The sequence below is a fragment of the Amycolatopsis sp. NPDC024027 genome (assembly GCF_040638975.1).
Classification (GTDB): domain Bacteria; phylum Actinomycetota; class Actinomycetes; order Mycobacteriales; family Pseudonocardiaceae; genus Amycolatopsis.
Genome location: NZ_JBEZYY010000039.1, coordinates 17,074 through 37,419, shown reverse-complemented (window position 1 = coordinate 37,419; position 20,346 = coordinate 17,074). Strand labels below are relative to the sequence as shown.

Genomic DNA, 20,346 nt, shown 5'->3' with positions numbered 1-20,346 from the left:
TCGCTCACGACCCGAAGGCCACCACGCTCGCCGTGGTGGCCTTCGGTGCGTTTCAGGGGACGAGCACGACCTTGCCGGTCACCGTGCCGGATTCGGCCAGCGCCAGGGCTTTCGCGGCTTCGGCCAGCGGAATCCGGGCAGCCACCTGCGCCTTGAGCTGTCCCTTCACAGCCAGCTCGAAGACCGCGGTCAGGTCTTCGGCCAGGCGGGCGCGGAACCGCGCGAGGTTCCGCTTGCCGCCCCAGACGTTGTAGAAGTGCGCCCGGCGGCGGTTCGGCACCGCGTTCCACCACAGCAGCCGCGCGAGGAGTTTCAGCACGGCGCGCTTCGGGTTGCCCCCGGTGTGCACGGTCGACGCGCTGCCGTAGGCGACCAGGGCGCCGCCCGGGGCGAGCAGGCGGAACGAATCGACGATGCCGGGGCCGCCGACGTGGTCGAAGACGGCGTCGACCCCGCCGGGCGCCAGCGCGCGCACCCGGGCCGGGACGTCGCCGCGGTAGTCCACGGCGGTGGCGCCGAGCGCGGTCACGACGTCGAGGTTGCGAGCCGACGCCGTGCCGATCACCCGGATCCCGGCCGCGCGGGCGAGCTGCACGAGGGTGGTGCCGACGCCGCCGCTCGCGCCGTGGACCAGGATCGTGCCGCCGGTGCGCACCTTCGCCCACCGGTGCAGCATCTGGTACGCCGTGATGCCGTTGACGACGAAGGTTTCCGCCTCGGCGGCGTCCAGGCCGTCGGGCACCGGTACCAGGTCGGCGGCGGGGACGGCGAGGTGGCTGCTCCACCCGCCGATCTTGGTCATGGCGGCCACGCGGCGGCCGATCAGGGCGGGGTCCGCGGCTTCGAGCACCGTGCCGACGACGTCGTAGCCGGGGACGAACGGGAACGGCGGCTGGTCGTAGTACTTGCCGCGCCGCATCTGCTGTTCGGCGAACGAGATTCCGGTGGCCTCGACGCGGATCAGGGCTTCGCCGGCGCCCAGGGGCGGCAGCTCGCGGTGTCCGACGCGCAGGCCGTCCGGTTCGACGAGGCCGGGGAGGACGATCTCGGTGACGTTCAAGGTGGTTCCTTCCAGGGTGTGAGTGACTGGTCAATCACTCGACGGGCGAGAAAAACGGCCCGGGGCGGGCCGGGGTTTCAGTTCTTGCCGGGGTGGCGGATGCCGGCGGACAGCACGGCGGCCCATTCGCCGGCGCGCTCGTCCAGGTCGAGGGTGACGATCAGGTGGCAGAGCTGCCCGTAGGCGATGAACCGCTGCACCTCGTCGTCGGCCGCCCCGGAGCGCGAGCGGGCGAATTCGGTCACCTTGGCCAGCCCGCGGCGGACGGCGTCGGCGATCTCGGGCGTGTCGGCTGCCGACTGGGCGTGCACCTGCAGCATCAGCAGGTTCCGGTCGGCGATCAGTTCCGCGTAGGCGTCGCCCATCTCGTACAGGATCTTCCCCGGGTCGGCGTCCTCGACGCGGGCGGCGCCGTTCGAGAGGGCGTGGACGACGAGTTCGTAGCACCGGTCGAGCGCGGCGACGAACAGGGAAACCTTGCCGGGGAACAACTTGAAGACGTACGCGGGGGAGATGTCGGCCCGGGCGGCCACCGCGCTGATCGGCGTGCTGTGGTAGCCGCCGGCGAACTCGGCGATGGCCGCCTCGATGACGGCGTCCCGCCGGGCGTCGGAGGTGGAGAGCGTGGCACCACGTTTCGTCATGTGAGTGACTGTACACTCACTCTGGCGGCGAGGCAACGGCCGCGTGCCTGGAGGAGCAACCGCAACTCGCGTGATCCGGCCCGGAACTCGCGTGATCCGGGCCTGGAACTCGCGTGTCTTGAAGCAGAACTCGCGTGATTGGCGAGGCTTCTCGCGTGATGGGTGGGGCACCCACGCCGCCCGGGTCAGTTGCTGTTGCCCGGCGGAAGAGACGCTCACCCGCCCGGGCCGGGTTCCCGCTCGTCGGCGACCAGACGGTCACCGTCGTGGTCGGGGCCGACATCCCCGCCGATCCCGCCGCGGGCGGCGCGGTGTCGCGTTTCCTGAGCCGCCGCCACGGGGTCGCCGGAATCCGTCCGGCGGCCCCGTGGCGATGCCGGAATCCGGCGTCCCGGAACTGCCGGGATCCGCCGGAATCGTTTCCCGGCAACGCAATCCTCCCTTGGTAGGTACCGGATCACCGTGCCGGGAGCGGAGTATTCCCTGCCACCACGTCGAATCGTCACCGGCTGGAGGAGTACTTCGTGAAAACCATCTCAAGAGTCCTGTGTGGACTCGCCGCGCTCTCGGTCGCGGTCGTCGGGCTGCAGGCCCCGGCCGCCGCGGCCGCGGCGCGGACCGATCTCGGAATCACCATGCAGGCGCAGCAGAAGGACCAGTGGTGCTGGGACGCCAGCGGTAACACGATCGCCGGCTATTGGGGATACTCCCTGACCCAGACCCGGTTCTGCCAGATCGCGCACAACGAATCCGGCAGCGACTGCGCCAACAACCAGGGCTACCTGTCCGACCAGCAGCGCGTGTTCCGCTACCTCGGCTTCACGAACGTCGGCACGTACAACTCGAGCGGCCAGACGCTTTCCTTCACCGGCGTCAAAACCCAGATCGACGCCGGGAAGCCGGTCGGCACCCGCATCGGCTGGCGCTCCGGAGGTGGCCACATGCACGTGCTCTACGGATACGACAATTCGAGCGGCACCACCCGGGTCGAATACGGCGACCCGTGGCCGAACAACAGCCGCTACAACTCGATGAACTACGACACCTACCGCTCGAACAGCCAGTTCCAGTGGACCCACACGCTGTACGGGATCGAGGGATGAGCATGCTGCGGAAAGTGCTGGGCGTGGCCGTTCTGGCCGGCGCCGTGATGCTCACCACGGACGGCGCCGCGAGCGCGGCGGACGGGCCCGCCGGCGCGCCGACCGCCGCCGACACCGCCGCCATCGGCCAGGTCACGAGCGGCCCGGCCACGCTCGGCCGGCTTGCGTCGACGAAGTTCCCGGGCAGCCACGCGGCGGCCGCGGCGGCGCAGCAGGCCGCCGACCCGCGGACCCAGGTGCCGGTCTACGAGCCGACGGCGGCCTTCGTCGCCGGGAAGTCGGACGTCCCCGCCGCCCTCGCCTACGTCGCGGTCCCGGCGCGGACCGGCGACGGCACCGCCGCCACCGTCTGGGCGGAGCGCCAGGGCGCGGCGTGGGCCGTCGTCAACGTCGCGTCCGGCGACTACGAGCGGCAGTACGCCCAGGCCGCCGCCGGCGGCTACCTCCTGCACGAGCCGCAGGTCAACGCCTGGTACGCGCTGCACGGCGACGTCGTGACGGTCCTGGACGGCTCGGTCACCGGCCTGGCCGCGGGCACGAAGGTGTCCCTCCAGGACTACCGCACGGCGCTGCACGGGCGGTACGCGGACAAGCTGCCGGGCTCGGCCTACGACCGCGACGGCGCGGGCGGTGGCTACGGCGGCCGCGAACGCGCGGTGCCCGCGGCGGACCCCGGCGACGGGCCGGCGCTGCCGTTCGTGCTCGGCGGTGTCCTCGTGCTGGCGGCGGGCGCGGCCGTGGTGCCGCGGCTGCGGCGCCAGTAGGACGGCGAGGGGCACGCCGGCGCGTCCGGCGTGCCCCTTGGCAGCCGATCATGACCAGGTCACAATGCGCCATGCCCGTTTCGCCCGGTGCGCCGCCGGAAGCGGCGCGCCCGGGGTTGAGCGCGTCGGACCTCGCGTTGGTGGAGGCGCTCCAGCGCGACCCACGGGCGCCGTGGACGCGCATCGCCGCCGCCGTCGGCACCGACGCGACCACGGCGGCCCGCCGCTGGGAGCGGCTGCAGGCCGCCGGGCTGGCCTGGCTCACCGCCTACTCCACCCCGCCGACGACCACGGTCGGCTACGTCGACCTCGCCTGCCGGCCGGACGCGCTGAGCGAGCTGACCCGCGAGCTGTGCGGCTGGCCGTCGGTGTTCAGTGTCGAGCGCACGACCAGCCGGTTCGCGTTGTTCCTCGGCCTGGCCGCCCGCGATCTCGACGCGCTGGACGCGCTGGTCACCGGCCGCATCGGCACCCTGCCCGGGGTGCGCGAGGTCCGCTTCGCCGTCGCGACCCGCGTCTACCGGGAGGGCAGCGGCTGGCTGGTGGACGCGCTCGCCCCCGAGCAGCGGGCGGTGCTGGACGACACCGCGGTGCAGGCCCGGCTGGTCGTGCCGCAGCAGTGGAACGACCGGGGCCTGCGCGCGCTGGTGGAGTCGCTGGGCGAGGACGGGCGGCGCAGCTACGCGGTGCTGGCCCGTGACTGCGGGATGAGCGAGTCGGCGGTGCGGCGCACGTTGGCGCGGATGCTGCGCAACCACGAACTCGACTTCCGGTGCGACCTCGCGCACGTCCCGGCCGGCTGGCCGGTGATCGCGGGCTACCGCCTCGACACCCGCGCGACGGAGCTCGACCGCGCCGGGGCGGCGATCGCGCAGCTGCCGGAAACCCGGCTCGCCGCGGCGGTGGTGGGGGAGGGCAACCTCGTCGTGTCGGCGTGGCTGCGGGTGCCGGCCGACTGCCCGGCCTACGAGACGCGGCTGGCGGAAGCCGCCCCCGGTGCGCGCGTCCTCGACCGCGCGATCACGCTGCGGATGCCGAAGCGGATGGGCCGGCTGCTCAGCCCGCACGGCCTCGGCGGGCCGCACCAGGCGATCATCCCGGCTCGCTGAAGTATCGTCGGCCGGACCGGCCCCGGGGGAGGATCATGAACCTGCGCGAGACTTTGCACCGCTACGTCGACGACGGCACGCTGCCCGGGGCGGTGGCGATCGTGGACCGGGGCGGCCGGCGGGAGGTCGTGACCGCCGGCTCGGTCGACGTCGAGGGCAGCCGCCCGATGGCCGAAGACACGCTGTTCCGGTTCGCGTCCATCACCAAGCCGATCACCGCGGCCGCCGTGCTGGTGCTGGTGGACGACGGCCGGCTCGCCCTCGACGACCCGATCGGCCGCTGGTTGCCCGAGCTGGCCGAGCCGAAGGTCGTGCGGACGCCGTCGGGTCCGCTCGACGACGTCGTCCCGGCGAAGCGGCCGATCACGGTGTTCGACGTCCTCACCGGCCAGGCCGGCTGGGGCTTCCCGTCGGACTTCACGCTCCCGGCCGTGCAGGCGCTGTTCCCCGTGCAAGGCGACGGCCGGGAGGTGCAGAGCTTCCCCGAGCCCGGCGTCTGGCTCGCGCGGCTCGCCCGGGTGCCCCTCGTCTACCAGCCCGGAGAGGCCTGGCTGTACGACACCTGTTCCACGATCCAGGGCCTGCTCGTCGCCCGCGCGTCCGGACAGTCCTTCCCCGAGTTCCTCGCCGAACGGATCTTCGCCCCGCTGGGCATGACCGACACCGGCTTCGTGGCCGCACCCGGCCGGTCCACCGCCTTCTACAAGAAGACCGCCGGCGGGCTGGTGCTCGCCGATCCGCCGGACGGCCAGTGGCGCACGACGCCGGCGCTGCCGCTCGGCAACGGCGGCCTCGCCGGGACGGCCGGGGACTGGGTCGCGTTCGGCCGCATGCTGCTGGCCGGTGGTGCCGGAGTGCTCACCCCCGAGGCCGTCCGGCTGATGACCACCGACCACACCACCGCGGCGCACCGCGAGATCGGCGCGCTCTTCCTCGAAGGCCAGGGGTGGGGGATGGGTGGCGCGGTGGACATCGCCGTCACCGAGTCCTGGCACGTCCCGGGCCGGTACGGCTGGGTCGGCGGCACCGGCACCGCCGCACACGTCGTCCCGGCCACCGGCACGGTGGCCGTCCTGCTCACCCAGGTCGGCGAGGACAACCCCGTGCCGCCGCGCTGGATGCGGGACTTCTGGCAAGCGGCGGCCGCGTAGGGTTCGAGACGAAGATCGGGCACGCGGAAGGACACATGCGGGTGGGCGAGTCGAACTGGGCCGGGAACCTCACGTACGGCGCGGACGCGGTGACGACCCCGCGGACGGTCGACGAGGTGCGGGCCGCCGTCGCGGCCGCGACGCACGTCAAAGCCCTCGGGAGCCGGCACTGCTTCAACGACATCGCCGACTCCCCGGGCGGGCTGCTGCTGGACCTGCGCGCCCTCGACGCCGGAGTCGAGATCGGCGACGGCACGGTGACGGTCGGCGGATCGGCCCGCTACGGCGACTTCGCACAGCAGCTGCACAACGCGGGGTTCGCGCTGTCGAACCTGGCGTCGCTGCCGCACATCACGGTGGCGGGCAGCGTCGCGACCGGCACCCACGGCTCCGGGCGGCGGCAGCCCGGTCTCGCCGCGGCCGTCTCCGGCCTCGAGCTGGTCACCGCCGACGGTGAGCTGCGGACGTTCACCCGCGCCGACGCCGACTTCCCCGGGCTGGTCGTCGGGCTCGGCGCGTTCGGCGTCGTCACCCGGCTGACCCTCGACGTGGTGCCGGCGTTCGACGTCCGCCAAGACGTCTTCGACGACCTGCCGTGGGAAGCCGCGTACGAGCACTTCGACGAAATCGAAGACGCCGGCTACAGCGTCAGCATGTTCACGAACTGGGCGAACGACGCGATCGACCAGGTGTGGATCAAGAGCCGCGTCGACGATTTCACCGAACGCGCCGGCCTGTTCGGCGCGGTGCCCGCCGACGGTCCGCGCCATCCGGCACACGCCGCCGGCATCCCGGCGGACAACTGCACGCCCCAGCAAGGGGTGCCGGGCCCGTGGCACGAGCGGCTCCCGCACTTCGCGCTGGCGTTCACCCCGAGCGTCGGGGACGAGCTGCAGTCGGAGTACTTCGTGCCCTACAGCGCGGCCACCGCCGCGATCCGGGCGGTCCGCGAGATCGGCGACCTCGTCGCGCCGCTGCTGCTGGTCTCGGAAATCCGCGCGATCGCGGGCGACGACCGCTGGCTGAGCCCCTGCCACGGCGGCGACCGGGTGGCCCTGCACTTCACTTGGCAGCCGCGGCAGCCCGAGGTGGAGGCGGTGCTGCCGGTCATCGAGGAGCGCCTGGCCCCGTTCGGCGCCCGCCCGCACTGGGGCAAGCTGTTCCACGGCATTCCGGGGGAGTACCCGCGGCTGGCCGAGTTCCGGGCGCTGGCGGAGAGGCTCGACCCGCAGGGCAAGTTCCGCAATCCCTTCCTGAGCCGCAACGTCTTCGGCGCCTGACCCACCCGACGCAATGAATGAGTCATTCATGACGCTCGGCCGGGCCCCGAGCGGGTGGTCAGCCCGACGGCGGGGCCGTGGTGGCGCGGACGATGAGGTGGGTGTCCAGCACCTGGGTCGTGTGCTCGTCGGCCTCGCCGTCGAGCAGGCCCAGCAGGATCGTCACCGCCGCGCGGCCCGCCGCCTCCGTCGGCATCGCGATCGTCGTCAGCGGGGGTGCCGAGATCGCCGCGAAGACCAAGTCGTCGAAGCCCACCAGGCTGACCTCGTCCGGCACCGGCACCCCGCGGGCGTTCAGCCGCGCCAGCGCGCCGAAGGCGACCAGGTCGTTGTAGGCGACGATCGCCGTCACGTCCGCCGCCAGCGCCAGGTCCGCGCCCTGTAGACCGCCCTCGAACACCGGCGGGAACGGGCCGAACTCGACCACGTCGGTGCCGTGCTTCTGCGCGGTCTCCGCCAAGCCCAGCCTGCGGGTCTGGTTCGCCCAGGACGCCCGCGGCCCACCCAGGTAGGCGCACCGGCGGTGGCCCAGCGCGGCCAGGTGCTCGATCGCCTGGCGCATCCCGTCCGCGGCGTCCATCACGATCGACGGGATGCCGGGGACCTCCCGGTTGAGCAGCACCAGGGTGGTCTGCCCGGCGAGCGCGCGCAGCTGGTCGTCGGTCATGCTCGGGCTGCACAGCACCACGCCGTCGACCTGCTTGGCCATCCGGCGGACGAGGTTCTGCTCCATCGCCGGGTCCTCGTCGCTGTTGGCGAACAGCACCGCGATGTCGTCTTGGCGCGCGCGGGCCTGCACGCCGTTGAGCACCCCGGTGAAGAACGGGTTGCCCAGGTCGGAGACCACGATCCCGATGTGCCCGGTGCGGACCGCGGGCCCCGGTTGCGGCGTGCCGGCCGCGTGGTAGCCGAGCTCGTGCGCCGCGGCCAGCACCCGGGTCCGGGTCTGCTGCCGGACCAGGTCGGGGGACGTGAACGCCCGCGAGACGGTCGAGATCGACACGTTGGCCCGGCGGGCGACGTCGTGAATCGTCACGGTCACGGCTACTCCTCGGCAGGCTCGCACAACATCATGGAAAGTCCCCGAGTGCGTTGTCAACAAATCCTGCAAACCGGTCTTCATGACTTGCAGGCGGAAGTGGTCTATTCCAGTAAGCGCTATCTGGAAACGCGGACGCCGTTCGGAGCATCGGCCGTTCGACTATTTCGACGCAACCGTCCTGATGATTGACACGTTTGTCGCGCACACCCTACGGTGACGACCGGAAGTTTCTCCCAAAGCCTGACCCATTCGTCAGTTCCGCGCGGGCGCCACACCGGGGCCCGCCGATCGGAGATCCCATGTCGGGGAGCCGGAGCCGCACCGTGGCGGACCCGCCGAGGGTGGCGGTCGTCGGCACGTCCGGCTACGCCTTCAGCTACCTGCACCGGGCGCGGATCCTGCACGACGAAGGACTGGTCCGGTTCGCCGGCATGGCCGACATCCGGCCCCCGTCGGCCGCCGCCATCGCGCTGCTGCCTCCGGGCGGCACCGCGCACGCGAGTGTCGACGACCTGCTCCGCCGCTGCCGCCCCGACATCACCGTGGTCGCCACGCCGCCGCACGCGCACGTCCACACCGGTGCCGCGGTGCTGCGGGCGGGCAGCGACCTGCTGCTGGAGACCCCGCCGGTGCTCGACCTCGACGGCTTCACCACGCTGTCGCGGCTCGCCGCGGAGACCGGTGCGGCCTGCCAGACCGGGTTCCAGAGCTTCGGCTCCCCGGTGCTGCCCGTCCTCCGGGCGGCGATCGCGGCCGGCCGGCTCGGCGAAGTCACCGGTGTCGGCGCGGCCGGGGCGTGGATCCGCACCGACGCCTACTACCGCCGCAACCCGTGGGCCGGGCGCCGCTGGCTCGACGGCGAGGCCGTCGTCGACGGCGCCCTGACCAACCCGTTCTCCCACGCCGTGGCCACCGCGCTGCTGGTCGGCGGGGTCGCCGGCCGCGACCCGGCGGAGATCGCGCTCGAGCTCTACGGCACCCGCGACATCGAGGCCGACGACACCGCGTGCCTGCGGATCCGGTTCGGCGAGGGACCCGAGATCGTCGTCGCCGCTTCGCTGTGCGCCGAGCAGGACCACGAGCCCTACGTCGTGGTGCACGGCGAGCGCGGGCGCGCGAAGTTCTGGTACAAGAGCCACCGCCTCGAAATCGACGACGAGCGGTTCCACCTCGGCGAACCGGCGGACCTGCTGCGCAACCTGATCGCCCACCGCCTCGACCCGGACGGGGTGCCGCTGCTCGCGCCGCTGGCCGGCACCCGGGCGTTCGCCTCGGTGGTCGAAGCGGTGCGGGACGCGCCGTCGCCGTCGCGGATCCCGGCGGGCTGGATCCGCACCGTGGGCGAAGGGGCGAGCCGGCACCCGGTCGTGCGGGGGATCGGCGAAGAGGTCGCCGTCGCCGCGGACCGGCTGGCGTTGTTCTCCGAGATCGGCGTCCCGTGGGCGAGTGCCGCGCGACGACCGTCGGGCGGCGCGGCCGCCGAACGCACCGGATAACGCGCACCGGTGCGCACCAGCGCTGGCAGCCCGGTCATCGCCGCCGCTGCTGTAAGCGCTTTCTCGGCGTGCCTCCTGAACAGCGAAGACGTTGGTACGCAAGGGGTATTGCCGCCGTTTGCCCGTTGACACCGGTGTGGCGCACTGCCTACCGTGAGCGCGCTGACAGCGTTTTCAGAAAAGTGCTGACCGGCTGAGGACGGAGAGTTCGATGGGGCGGACAACTGAGCGTAGGACCAAGGGGCGAGGTGTCGCCGCGCTGGCCGTGGTGGTCCCGCTGCTGCTGACGGGGGTGGCCGCCTGCGGCTCGGACTCCGGCAGCGGCGGCGATGTGACGATCAATTTCGTCTGGTGGGGCAGCGAAGGGCGGGCGAGTCTGACGAAGAAGGCCGTCGAGCTGTTCCAGCAGAAGAACCCGAAGATCAAGGTGCAGACGTCGTTCTCGGCGTACGCGGCCTACTGGGAGAAGCTGGCGACGCAGACGGCCGGGGGCAAGCCGCCGGACGTGCTCAACGTCGACAGCCGCTACCTGGCCGAATACGGTGGCCGCAACGTGCTGGCCGACCTGAACTCCGGCGCGGGCAAGGCGATCTCGCTCGCCGACGTCAACCCCGAGCTGGCGGCCACCGGCGTCTACCAGGGCAAGCGCTACGCCGTGCCGTGGGCGCAGAACACGCCGGCGATGATCTACGACCCGGCTGCGTTCACCGCGGCCGGCGCGGATCCGGCGAAGGGGCTGACCTGGGACCAGTACGCCGAGGCGGCCCAGAAGGTCAGCTCGGCGGGCTCGGCACGCGGGGTGACCGACTTCGGCATCCTCGACACGACGCTGGAGATCTGGCTGCGCCAGCAGGGCAAGCAGTTCTACACCCCCGAGGGCAAGCTCGGCTTCGCCGCCGACGACCTGCGCCGCTACTGGCAGCTGACGAGCAAGTTCCGCGACACCAAGGCCGCCTCGCCCGCCGACGTGACGGCGTCCTACAACACCTCGCCCGAGCAGGCGCCACTGGGCAAGAAGCTGACCAGCTCGGAGTTCGCCTACGACAACCTGCTGCCCGCGTACCAGAAGGCGAACGGCAAGCCGCTGAACGTGGCGCCGTACCCGAGCGGCGCGAACGGCGACACCGGGCAGTACCGGCGGCCGTCGATGTTCCTGTCCGTGTCCGCGCGCAGCCAGCAGCAGGAGGCGGCGGCCAAGCTCGTCGACTTCCTGGTCAACGACCCCGAGGTCGGCAAGATCGTCGGCACCGACCGCGGCCTCGCGCCGAACCTCAAGGTCCGCGCGCAGCTGGCGGCGGACGCGAAGGGCAACGACAAAACCCTCTACGACTACGAAGCCGCGCTCGAACCGAAGCTCGGGGCCGCGCCGCCGGTGCCGCCGAAGGGCGCCGGCGCGATCCAGAAGCTGCTGCAGCGCACGTACGAAGAAGTCGCGTTCGGCCGGATGAGCATCGACGACGCGGTCAACCGGTTCCTGACCGAAGCCCAGAAGGGACTGTCCTAGCCGATGACGACCCTGCGCACGCCGGACCCACCGGTCGCGCCCCCGGCGCCCGCCGCGCGCGGCCGCCGGGGCCGGCCGGCCGGGCGCCGCCGCAAGAGCCAGCCGGAGGCGTTCGCCTTCCTGACCCCGTGGCTGCTCGGCGCGGTGGCGCTGACCGTCGGCCCGATGGTGGTCTCGCTGTACCTGTCGTTCACCGACTACGACATGTTCACCTCGCCGAAGTGGGTCGGCTTCGGCAACTTCGCGCACATGTTCACCGGCGACGACCGCTACCTGCAGTCGGTGAAGGTCACGCTGATCTACGTGCTGGTCTCGGTGCCGCTGAAGCTGACGGTGTCGCTGCTGGTGGCGATGTTGCTCAACACCCGCCGCGGCGCGAACGGCTTCTACCGGGCGGCGTTCTACGCGCCTTCGCTGCTCGGCGCGAGCGTCGCGGCGGCGCTGGTCTGGCGGGCGCTGTTCATGGGCGGCGGCCCGGTGAACGAGGTGCTCGCGTTCTTCGGCTGGCACACCCCGAGCTGGGTCGACGACCCGCAGTTCAGCCTCGCCTCGATCGTGCTGCTGGGCGTCTGGCAGTTCGGCGCGCCGATGGTGATCTTCCTGGCCGGGCTCAAGCAGATCCCGGCGGAGCTGCACGAGGCCGCCGCGATCGACGGGGCGGGCGCGTTCCGCCGGTTCCGGCACATCACGCTGCCCATGCTGTCGCCGGTGATCTTCTTCAACCTGGTGATGGAGGCGATCCACGCCTTCCAGGCGTTCACCCCGGCGTTCGTCATCGGCGGCGGCCGCGGCGGCCCGGCCGACGCGGACCTGTTCTACACGCTCTACCTGTTCGAGGTCGGCTTCCAGGACTTCCGGATGGGCTACGCGTCCGCGATGGCGTGGGTGCTGCTGGTGGTCATCGCGATCGTGACGGCCATCGTGTTCCGCACGGCGAAGCTGTGGGTGTTCTACGACGACGCAGAAAGCACAGGGGAGCAGAAATGACCGTGTTGCCGCGCACGGCGCGGTCGTTCGGCTGGCACGTGCTGTGCCTGGTCATCGTCGCCGTGGTGCTCTACCCGCTGGTGTGGCTGGCGTTCGCGTCGGTCAAGCCGCCGGACGAGATCCTCTCCCGGCTGGCGCTGCTGCCCAGCAGGTTCGTCTTCGACGGCTACACGAAGGGCTGGGAAGGAGCGGCGGACGTCGGGTTCGGCCGCTTCTTCCTCAACTCGTTCCTGGTGGCCGGCCTGTCGGTGGCGGCGAACGTGCTGTCGTGCTCGCTGGCCGCGTTCGCCTTCGCCCGGCTGAAGTTCCGGTTCCGGGGCGCGCTGTTCGCGTTCATGATCACGACGCTGATGCTGCCCTACCACGTCACGCTGATCCCGCAGTACGTGATCTTCCAGCAGGCCGGGCTGGTCAACACCTTCGTCCCGCTGATCCTGCCGAAGCTGCTGGCCACCGAGGCGTTCTTCGTGTTCCTGATCGTCCAGTTCATGCGGGGCATCCCCCGCGAGCTCGACGAAGCGGCCATCATCGACGGCTGTTCGGTCTACCGGACGTTCTGGCACGTCGTGCTGCCGCTGTCGAAACCGGCGCTGGTCACCACGTCGATCTTCACGTTCATCTGGACGTGGAACGACTTCTTCACGCAGATGGTGTACCTGAACGACACGGAGAAGTTCACCGTGCCGCTGGGCTTGCGGCTGTTCGTCGACACCAGCAGCGAGTCGAACTTCGGCGCGATGTTCGCGATGTCGGCGCTCGCGCTCGTCCCGATCGTGCTGTTCTTCCTCGCCTTCCAGCGGCTGCTGGTCGAAGGCGTCAGCACCAGCGGCCTGAAGGGGTGAACTGATGCGGACGCCGAAGCGGTCAACAGCGTGGCGAACCGGGCTCGGTGACTTTTCGGACTGCCTGCTGGCCGGGCTGCTCGTCGCCTTTGCGTCGGTGCCGGTGGTGACGGCGGCCCCGGCGTTCGTGGCGGGCTGCCGCGTGCTCGACCGGACTCGCCGTGACATCGGCCGTCCACTGTGGACGACATTCTGGGCGGACTTCCGCGAGGCCGCTCGGGGTGGCGTGCTGTTCGGGATGGGGTGCCTGGCCGCGGTGGTGCTGTTCGCGGTGGACCTGGAGGTGGTGGCGTCGATGCCGGGTGCCGGCGTCCTGAGGCCGGCGTTGTGGGTGCTGGCGGTGGCGGGCACGGTGGTGGCGCTGCGCACCTGCGAGCTGGTGGCCACCGGCGGTTCGGCCGGGCGCCGGGAGACCGGGGCGCCGCTGCCGGGCGGGCGCGCCTGGCAGCGGGCCGTGGTGACCGCGGCGCGGGAAACCGCCGCCGCGCCGGCGAGAGGCCTGCTGCTCGCCGTCGCCGCCGGTCTCGCCGTCCTGCTCGTCTGGATGCTGCCGATCCTCGCCCTCGTGGTGGCCGGGCCGCTGGCCCTGGCCGCGGTCGCGACCGGCGGCCGCCGATGACGCCGGAGGTGGTCGTCTTCGGCATGGCCGGCTACGCGGGCCAGCACCTGCGCCGCGCCCGCGCCCTGCACGACCGCGGCGAGCTGGTGCTGGCCGGCGCCTGCGACATCCGCGAACCCTCCCAAGAAGCCCGCGCCTTGCTGCCCGAAGGGGCGGTGATCACCCGGGACGCCGCCGAGCTGCTCGCCCGCACCACGCCGGACATCGCCGTCGTAGCGACCCCGCCGCACACCCACCTGCCGCTGGCGAAACTCGCGCTCGCCGCCGGCTGCCACCTGCTCGTCGAGAAACCACCGGTGCTCGACCTCGCGGCCTTCGGCGAACTCACCGAACTGACCTGCGGCCGCGCCTGCCAGACCGGGTTCCAGAGCTTCGGCTCCGCCGCGGTCCCCGTCGTGCGGGCGGCGATCGAGGCCGGAGAGATCGGCACGGTCACCGGGGTCGCCGCCGCCGGGGCGTGGATCCGGCGGGACCGGTACTTCGCGCGCGCCGCGTGGGCCGGCCGCCGCCGGGTGGGCGGGCAGCCGGTCGTCGACGGGGCGCTGACCAACCCGTTCGCGCACGCCGTCGCGACCGCGCTGCTGGTCAACGGCACCGCCGAGGTCCTGCCGGACCGGACCGCCGTCGAGCTGTACCGGGCCCGGGACATCGAGTCCGACGACACCGCCTGCGCGCGGCTGAGCTTCGCCGGGGCGCCGGACGTCGTCGTCGCGGCCACGCTCGACGCCGAGGCCGACCACGACCCGTACGTGCTGGTCCACGGCACCGAAGGCCGGCTCCGCTGGCACTACAAGACCGACCTCGTGGTCGTGGGGGACGCGAAAACACCGGTCGGGCCGCCCCGGGACCTGCTGGCCAACCTCGTCGCGCACCTGCGCGACGGCGAGCCGCTGCTGGCCCCGCTGGCCGCCACCCGCGCGTTCACCGCGCTGGTGGAGGCGGTCCGCGACGCGCCCGAGCCGCTGCCGCTGCCCACCGAATGGGTCCAGGCCGTGGACACCGGCCCCGAACGGCACTTCGTCGTGCCGGGCGTCGACCGCGACGTCGACACCGCGGCCGAGCGGCTCGCGCTCTTCTCCGAACTCGCCCTGCCCTGGACCGGCGTGACTTCACCGGAACGAGAGAGGTGATGGCGGTGCGACGCCACGCGATCGTCGGCCTGGGCTCCCGGGCCCAGCTGTTCGCCCGGGCCCTGGCCACGTCGCCGCGGGCCGAACTCGCGGCCTTCTGCGACCACAACGAAACCCGCATGCGGGTCCACAACGACTGGCTGGGCACGGAGATCCCCGGCTACCGGCCGGCGGACTTCACCGCGATGCTGGTGAAGGAACGCATCGACGTCGTCGTGGTGTGCACGCCGGACCACACGCACGCGGACTACGTCGTCGCCGCGCTGGAGGGCGGCTGCGACGTCGTCACGGAGAAGCCGATGACCACCGACGTCGAAGGCGCGCGGCGGATCCTCGCGGCCCGGCGCGAGACGGGCCGTTCGGTGCGGGTCGCCTTCAACTACCGGTACAACCCGGTGCACCGCCGGGTGCGGGAGCTGCTGGCCGGCGGCGCGATCGGGGCGATCGGCTCGGTCGAGTTCAGCTGGCTGCTCGACACCGCGCACGGCGCCGACTACTTCCGCCGCTGGCACCGGAACAAGGCGAACTCCGGCGGCTTGCTCGTGCATAAGTCCGGCCACCACTTCGACCTCGTCAACTGGTGGCTCGGCAGCGGCCCCGAGACGGTGTTCGCGCTGGGCCGGCTGTTCTTCTACGGCGACGAGAACGGCCACCGGCACCGCAGTGCCGGCGACCGGTTCGCGCTGGACCTCGAAGCCTCACCCAAGCTGCGCGCGCTCTACCGCGACGCCGAGCGAGAAGACGGCTACGTCCGGAACCAGGACGTGTTCGCGCCCGGCGTCACCATCGAAGACGACCTGTCGGTGCTCGTGCGCCACCGCGGCGGGGCGGTGCTGAACTACCACCTGCACGCGTATTCGCCGCGGGAGGGCTACCGCGTCGCGTTCTCCGGCAGCGAAGGGCGGCTGGAACTGGACGTCCGGGAGAACGAGCACGCGTCCGGCGCCGAGCCGGTGCCGAAGCGGGGGCGTGCCCGGCTGACCGTGCAACGACTCTGGGAGCCGCCCGAGGTCGTGCTCGACCAGGAGCTGGGCGACGGACACGGCGGCGGCGACGAACGAATGCTCGCCGAGCTGCTCGGTGACGCCGAACCGGACGCGCTCGGCTGCGCGGCCGACCACGACGCCGGCCTGCAGGCCCTGCTCACCGGGCTGGCCGCGAACCGGTCCCTGGAAACCGGCCGGTCCGTGTCCGTCGAGGAGCTGCTGGGGGAGATCGGGGAACCGGCGTGAGCCGGGCCGCGGTGGGGGACGGCACGCCGGCGGTCACCGAAGAGGGCGACGGCCGGGTGTGCGTGCGCCTCGGTGACGTCGTGCTGGCCGAGTACGTCGTCGAGCCGCCGACGCCGGCCGGGGACTCGCCGAAGCCGTACCTGCACCCGCTGCGCACCACCGCGGGGGAGATCGTCACCGCGGTCCGGCCGCACGACCACACCTGGCACAACGGCCTGCAGTTCACCATGGCCCACCTCTCGGGCGAGAACTTCTGGGGCGGGCGCACCTACGTGCGCGGCCGCGGCTACACCCCGCTCGACAACAACGGCACCATCGGCCACGTCCGCTGGGAAAGCATCGACGACGCCGGCGGGCACTGCGAACTGCGGCACGAGCTGGCCTGGCGCACCGCGGCCGGCCGGCGCTGGCTCACCGAACACCGGACGCTGCACTTCGGCGACGTCTCGCTGCGCGGCGGGCACTGGACGCTCACCTGGTCCAGCCGGCTGCGCAACACCAGCGGCCACGAGCTGCGGTGGGGGAGCCCGGTCACCGAAGGGCGGGACACCGCCGGCTACGGCGGGCTGTTCTGGCGCGGGCCGCGCTCGTTCGTCGGCGGCACGGTCCGGACGTCGGACGGGAAGGCCGCCGCCGAGGCGATGGGACACCGGGCGCCGTGGCTCGCCTTCACCGGGCAGCACGACGAAAGCCTGCGGACCTCGACGCTGCTGTTCGCCGACAGCCCGGACAACGCGGCCCACCCGACGGCCTGGTACGTCCGCGCCGAGCCGTTCCCCGTGGTCAGCTTCGCCGCGACCTACCACCGGCCGTGGCTGCTCGAACCGGGCGAGGAGCTGACTCTGACCCACCACGTCGTCGTCATCGACGGCACCCCGGACGCCGCCGGGCTCGCCCGGCTCGCGAAGCGGGTGCTCACGAGACAGGACACCGACTAGAGGAGCCGACATGCGCTGGAAAGCTTTCGCGGGGTGCCTCGCCCTGCTGGGTCTGACGCTCACGGCCGCACCCGCCCAGGCCCACGGCCGCGATCCCGGCCGGGTCGTGCTCGGTGCGCACGACGGCTGGGCCGCGGCGACCACCGGGACCACCGGCGGCTCGGCCGCCGCCCCCGGCGACATCCACACGGTGAGCAAACGCTCCGAGCTCGTGGCCGCGCTGGCGGCGAACCCGGGCGCGCCGAAGATCGTCTACGTCCGCGGCACGATCGAGGGCAATGTGGACGCCGCGGACCGGCCGGCGAGCTGTGAAAGTTTCGCCGATCCGGCCTACAGCCTCCCGGCGTACCTGGCGGCGTACGACCCGGCGACCTGGGGCAGAGTGCCGCCGTCGGGACCGCTGGAGGAAGCCCGCGCGCGGTCGCAGGCCAACCAGGCGAAGCAGGTCGTGCTCGACGTCGGCCCGAACACCACGATCGTCGGCCTCGGCGGCCAGGCCACCCTGCACGGGCTCACCCTGCGCGTCACCGGGAACAACGTCATCCTGCGGAACCTGCACTTCGCCGACGCCCACGACTGCTTCCCGCAGTGGGATCCCCTGGACACCGCCGACGGGAACTGGAACTCCGAGTACGACAACCTCGACCTGGTCGGCGCGACGCACGTCTGGGTGGACCACAACGAGTTCAGCGACGGCGGCAACGACCAGCAGCCGTCCTACTACGGGCGCAAGTACGAGGTCCACGACGGGCTGCTCGACATCGTGAACGGCTCGGACCTGGTCACGGTGTCCTACAACCGGCTGCACGACCACGACAAGACCATGCTGATCGGCAACACCGACAAACCCACCTATGACGTCGGCAAGCTGCGGGTCACGCTGCACCACAACCTGTTCTCCGAGATCGGCCAGCGCGCGCCCCGGGTTCGGTACGGCCAAGTGCACGTCTACGACAACCTCTACCTGGTCAAGGATCCGGCGGCCTACACATATTCGCTCGGCGTCGGCGTGGAGTCCCGGATCTACGCGGAGAACAACTTCTTCCGGATCCCCGCCGGACTGCCCCTGGGCCAGCTGGTGCACTACTGGAAGGGAACCGTCCTGCACGCGACCGGGACGCTGGTGGCCCAGGGCAACCAGTGGCCGCGGCCGGTCGACCTGCTGGCCGAATACAACGCGGCCACCGACCCGGACCTCGGGGCGGACGTCGGCTGGACGCCCACCTTCGTCGAACGCCTCGACCCGGCGTGGGCGGTCCCGGCGCTGGTGCTGGCCGGTGCCGGGCCCGGCCACTGAACCTTCGACAGTTTCGGCGTTTTCTGAAAACGGCCGCCGTCGGCGACCATCCGGGCGACATGCGTGGCGCTGCGGCGAACGACATTGACACACTCCGGCCCACAACCCGAAACTCGGGGGCGAGAAAGCGCTTTCACAACCCGGTCGGACGTTTTCCATCAGCGCCGATTGAAGCTCAGGACCAGGGAGTGACGAATGATTCCCCCAGCAATGTCCCGGATCGTCCGGGTGGCGGCGGTCGCCGCGCTCGTCGTTTCGGCGGCGGTCGGCACCGGCGCCACGGCGTCGGCCGCCTCGTGGCCGAACCCGAGCACCAGCGTGCCGGTGCCGAAGACGATCAAGGTCACCAGCGGCACCTACGACGGCGGCCTCAAGCGGTTCTACGGCACCGGCGACCTCGGCACCGGCGGCCAGAGCGAGGACCAGGGCCCGATCTTCGAGCTCGCCAACGGCACCACGCTGAAGAACGTCGTGCTGGGCAACCCCGCCGCCGACGGCGTGCACTGCCTCGGCACCTGCACGCTGCTCAACGTCTGGTGGGAGGACGTCGGCGAAGACGCCGCGACCTTCAAGGGCACCTCCGCCTCCCAGACGATGACCATCGACGGTGGCGGCGCGCGCAAGGCGTCGGACAAGGTGTTCCAGCACAACGGCCCCGGCACGATGTACATCCGCAACTTCCAGGTCAACGACTTCGGCAAGCTGTACCGCTCCTGCGGCAACTGCAAGACGCAGTACAAGCGCAACGTCGTCGTGGACAACGTCACCGCCACCGTGCCCGGCAAGGCGCTGGTCGGCATCAACACCAACTACGGTGACACCGCGAAGCTGACGAGGATCACCATCGTCGGCGACTCCAGCCGCAAGATCGAGCCCTGCACGAAGTACAAGGGCGTGACCAGCGGCGAGCCGACGAAGATCGGCAGCGGCCCGGACTCGACGAACTGCCTCTACACCGCGGCGAACATCACCTACAAGTAACCGACCCGCGCCGGGGGTGCCGGCCGCCGTCCGGTACCCCCGGCGCGTTCCACTCCGTGGAGGCGTCATGCTCAAGACCCTGCTCGTCGCGTCGGTGCTCGCCGGGGCGTCGCTGGCGGCTACTACGACGTCAGCCGCCGCGGCGACGAACGTCGTCGTGGCCAAGGACGGATCCGGCAACTACACCTCCGTCCAGGCCGGGATCAACGCGGTCTCGGCGGGCGGCACGATCTCGATCAAACCCGGGACCTACCGCGAAGTGATCACCGTGTCCTCGGGCAAGACCGGGATCACGATGCGCGGGACCACCGGGAAGGCCGCCGACGTCGTCATCGACTACAACAACGCCAGCGGGACGAAGAAACCCGACGGCTCGACGTACGGCACCTCGGGCAGCGCGACCGCGACGATCGCCGCGAACGGCTTCACCGCGACCGCGCTGACCTTCCGCAACTCCTTCGACCGCAACGCCCACCCGGAGATCAAGGACACCCAGGCGGTCGCGGTCAAGGCCACCGGCGACCGGATGGTCTTCGACAACGTCACCTTCCTCGGCCACCAGGACACCCTGTACGCCGACACCGCGGCCGTCGGCACCATCGGCCGCCAGTACTACCGCGCCTGCGCGATCAGCGGTGACGTCGACTTCATGTTCGGCCGCGCCACCGCGGTGTTCGACCGGGCGACGATCACCGCGCTCGACCGCGGTTCCAGCAGCAACAACGGGTTCCTGACCGCGGCCAGCACCCGGCGGTCGAACCCGTACGGCTTCCTGATCACCGGCAGCAAGGTGGTCAGCTCGGCGGCCAACGCGAGCTTCTACCTCGGCCGTCCGTGGCACCCGAGCGGGGACGTGGACGCCATCGCCCAGGTCCTGATCCGCGAGACGTCGCTGCCCGCGGCGATCAAGCCGGCGCCGTGGACCGACATGTCGGGCTTCTCGTGGAAGGACGCGCGGTTCTCCGAGTACCGCAACACGGGCCCGGGTGCGGGGACCGGGACCGACCGGCCGCAGCTGCCCGCCGCGCAGGCCGGGAACTACACCGCCCAGAAGTACCTCGCGGGCAGTGACGGGTGGAACCCCGTGCACTGACTGCCGGGGCCCGCTCACCCCACGTCGCGAATGACTCATTCGGGACCTCCCAGGCCCCGAATGAGTCATTCGCG

Annotated in this window: 19 protein-coding genes; 16 read left to right on the top strand and 3 right to left on the bottom strand. The window is 71.8% G+C overall.

Annotated elements, in window-relative coordinates; genetic code table 11:
- Window positions 1–52 precede the first annotated feature (52 nt).
- Window positions 53–1,060 (bottom strand): medium chain dehydrogenase/reductase family protein, encoded by a 1,008-nt coding sequence (locus tag AB0F52_RS48090; RefSeq protein WP_360186190.1) that lies wholly within the window; start codon window positions 1,058–1,060, stop codon window positions 53–55.
- Between the two features lie 77 nt (window positions 1,061–1,137).
- Window positions 1,138–1,704 carry a helix-turn-helix domain-containing protein gene (locus AB0F52_RS48085; RefSeq protein WP_360186187.1) on the bottom strand — a complete coding sequence of 189 codons (567 nt, stop codon included), beginning with the start codon at window positions 1,702–1,704 and terminating at the stop codon, window positions 1,138–1,140.
- Window positions 1,705–2,228: 524 nt separating this feature from the next.
- On the opposite strand from AB0F52_RS48085, the gene AB0F52_RS48080 reads away from it, so the two are divergent.
- Genes AB0F52_RS48080 through AB0F52_RS48060 form a run of 5 tightly spaced genes read left to right on the top strand, consistent with a single transcriptional unit; the run spans window position 2,229 to window position 7,111 of the window.
- Window positions 2,229–2,807, top strand: a complete 579-nt coding sequence (locus AB0F52_RS48080; RefSeq protein ID WP_360186184.1) for a papain-like cysteine protease family protein — start codon at window positions 2,229–2,231, stop codon at window positions 2,805–2,807.
- Window positions 2,804–3,571, top strand: a complete 768-nt coding sequence (locus AB0F52_RS48075) for a hypothetical protein (RefSeq protein WP_360186181.1) — start codon at window positions 2,804–2,806, stop codon at window positions 3,569–3,571. The genes AB0F52_RS48080 and AB0F52_RS48075 overlap by 4 nt, the downstream gene beginning before the upstream one ends.
- Before the next feature lie 50 nt (window positions 3,572–3,621).
- Window positions 3,622–4,680 (top strand): Lrp/AsnC family transcriptional regulator, encoded by a 1,059-nt coding sequence (locus tag AB0F52_RS48070; RefSeq protein ID WP_360186178.1) that lies wholly within the window; start codon window positions 3,622–3,624, stop codon window positions 4,678–4,680.
- A 35-nt stretch (window positions 4,681–4,715) separates the two neighbouring features.
- Window positions 4,716–5,831 (top strand): serine hydrolase domain-containing protein, encoded by a 1,116-nt coding sequence (locus AB0F52_RS48065; RefSeq protein WP_360186175.1) that lies wholly within the window; start codon window positions 4,716–4,718, stop codon window positions 5,829–5,831.
- A gap of 35 nt (window positions 5,832–5,866) precedes the next feature.
- On the top strand, window positions 5,867–7,111 hold the full coding sequence (locus AB0F52_RS48060) for an FAD-binding protein (RefSeq protein ID WP_360186173.1): 1,245 nt from the start codon (window positions 5,867–5,869) through the stop codon (window positions 7,109–7,111).
- A 58-nt stretch (window positions 7,112–7,169) separates the two neighbouring features.
- Here AB0F52_RS48060 and AB0F52_RS48055 read toward each other — a convergent pair whose 3' ends face one another.
- Window positions 7,170–8,153, bottom strand: coding sequence for a LacI family DNA-binding transcriptional regulator (locus AB0F52_RS48055; RefSeq protein ID WP_360186170.1), 984 nt, complete (start codon window positions 8,151–8,153; stop codon window positions 7,170–7,172).
- Window positions 8,154–8,452: 299 nt separating this feature from the next.
- On the opposite strand from AB0F52_RS48055, the gene AB0F52_RS48050 reads away from it, so the two are divergent.
- From AB0F52_RS48050 to AB0F52_RS48000, 11 genes are all read left to right on the top strand, one after another.
- On the top strand, window positions 8,453–9,649 hold the full coding sequence (locus AB0F52_RS48050; RefSeq protein ID WP_360186167.1) for a Gfo/Idh/MocA family oxidoreductase: 1,197 nt from the start codon (window positions 8,453–8,455) through the stop codon (window positions 9,647–9,649).
- A gap of 211 nt (window positions 9,650–9,860) precedes the next feature.
- Window positions 9,861–11,153, top strand: coding sequence for an extracellular solute-binding protein (locus AB0F52_RS48045; RefSeq protein ID WP_360186163.1), 1,293 nt, complete (start codon window positions 9,861–9,863; stop codon window positions 11,151–11,153).
- Window positions 11,154–11,156: 3 nt separating this feature from the next.
- Entirely contained in the window at window positions 11,157–12,140 is a 984-nt protein-coding gene (locus AB0F52_RS48040; protein WP_360186160.1) for a sugar ABC transporter permease, read from the top strand.
- On the top strand, window positions 12,137–12,982 hold the full coding sequence (locus AB0F52_RS48035; protein ID WP_013226274.1) for a carbohydrate ABC transporter permease: 846 nt from the start codon (window positions 12,137–12,139) through the stop codon (window positions 12,980–12,982). Before AB0F52_RS48040 ends, AB0F52_RS48035 begins: the two co-directional genes overlap by 4 nt.
- Window positions 12,983–12,986: 4 nt before the next feature.
- Window positions 12,987–13,601, top strand: coding sequence for a DUF624 domain-containing protein (locus AB0F52_RS48030; RefSeq protein ID WP_360186157.1), 615 nt, complete (start codon window positions 12,987–12,989; stop codon window positions 13,599–13,601).
- Window positions 13,598–14,731: a Gfo/Idh/MocA family oxidoreductase gene (locus tag AB0F52_RS48025; RefSeq protein ID WP_360186154.1), complete on the top strand. Its 1,134-nt coding sequence runs from the start codon at window positions 13,598–13,600 to the stop codon at window positions 14,729–14,731. The genes AB0F52_RS48030 and AB0F52_RS48025 overlap by 4 nt, the downstream gene beginning before the upstream one ends.
- Window positions 14,731–15,963: a Gfo/Idh/MocA family oxidoreductase gene (locus tag AB0F52_RS48020; protein WP_360186151.1), complete on the top strand. Its 1,233-nt coding sequence runs from the start codon at window positions 14,731–14,733 to the stop codon at window positions 15,961–15,963. Before AB0F52_RS48025 ends, AB0F52_RS48020 begins: the two co-directional genes overlap by 1 nt.
- Window positions 15,960–16,901, top strand: coding sequence for a PmoA family protein (locus AB0F52_RS48015; RefSeq protein ID WP_360186148.1), 942 nt, complete (start codon window positions 15,960–15,962; stop codon window positions 16,899–16,901). Before AB0F52_RS48020 ends, AB0F52_RS48015 begins: the two co-directional genes overlap by 4 nt.
- Before the next feature lie 10 nt (window positions 16,902–16,911).
- Complete coding sequence (locus AB0F52_RS48010; protein ID WP_360186146.1) at window positions 16,912–18,198, top strand: pectate lyase; 1,287 nt, start codon at window positions 16,912–16,914, stop codon at window positions 18,196–18,198.
- Between the two features lie 210 nt (window positions 18,199–18,408).
- Window positions 18,409–19,179: a pectate lyase gene (locus AB0F52_RS48005; protein ID WP_360186211.1), complete on the top strand. Its 771-nt coding sequence runs from the start codon at window positions 18,409–18,411 to the stop codon at window positions 19,177–19,179.
- Between the two features lie 67 nt (window positions 19,180–19,246).
- Window positions 19,247–20,272 carry a pectinesterase family protein gene (locus AB0F52_RS48000; RefSeq protein WP_360186143.1) on the top strand — a complete coding sequence of 342 codons (1,026 nt, stop codon included), beginning with the start codon at window positions 19,247–19,249 and terminating at the stop codon, window positions 20,270–20,272.
- Window positions 20,273–20,346 lie beyond the last annotated feature (74 nt).